Origin of the sequence: Pseudomonas juntendi, assembly GCF_009932375.1 — a bacterium.
GTDB lineage: Bacteria > Pseudomonadota > Gammaproteobacteria > Pseudomonadales > Pseudomonadaceae > Aquipseudomonas > Aquipseudomonas juntendi.
In genome coordinates this window covers 1-783 of record NZ_BLJG01000362.1, presented here as the reverse complement: position 1 = coordinate 783, position 783 = coordinate 1, and the positions used below count along the sequence as shown (strand labels likewise).

At 64.2% G+C, this 783-nt stretch carries 1 protein-coding gene; it reads right to left on the bottom strand.

Going from position 1 to position 783, the window contains the following annotated elements; genetic code table 11:
* Nucleotides 1-86 precede the first annotated feature (86 nt).
* Nucleotides 87-783 (bottom strand): replicative DNA helicase (locus GYA94_RS25930; protein ID WP_304363551.1); only part of this gene is annotated, 697 nt, incomplete at its 5' end.

Here is a 783-nt window from a genome sequence, read left to right as displayed (position 1 = left end):
CAGGCTGCCCGGCACCAGCACGCTTGGTCACCGCCACCGACACGACCGGGGTTGCAGGTTTGCCAGCGCCAGCGCGTGTCCACAGATCAGAAAGTTTCATGGTGCTTGCTCCCCTTACGGTGTTTGGAGAAATTCACGACGCGGCCCATCTCGACCTCATCGTCAGGCGGGAGGCGGTTGCCGGCGAAGTTGACGAAGCGGGCGTACTGCCCTTGGCGCTGGACTAGGCACGAGCCCTGCGGGGCCTGGCGCCCCTTGTCGAGGATCAGCTCGGTGACGCCCTGCTCGCCCGCTTCCGACTCTGGGTCGTGGTGGACCAGGATCACGGCGTCGGCGTCCTGTTCGATCTGGCCGGAGTCGCGCAGGTCGCTGGCTTGTGGCTTCTTGCCGGGGCGGCTCGCCGGGTTTCGGTTGAGCTGCGCCAGCACCAGCACCGGAACGCTCAGTTCCTTGGCCAAGTTCTTCAGGGCAATGGATATCTTGGCCACAGCGTCGGTACGGCTCTGGTTCTTGCCTTCGGTGCCCACCAGGCCCAGGTAGTCGATCATCAGGATGTCGAGGCCCTGTTCGCGTTGAAGCCGCCTGGCATCTGACCGGATAGCGCTAATGGTCAAGCCGGGCGTGTCGTTCAGGTACAGCTGAGCAGACTCGATCTTGCTGCCAGCGGTCCCGATGCGCTGCCATTCGTCCTCGTCCAGGCTCTTGACCTCCTCCATGCGGCGCAGATCAACGCCGCCCTGCGAGGCGATCGTCCGGACGGTCAACTCCTTCTCGTCCATTTCC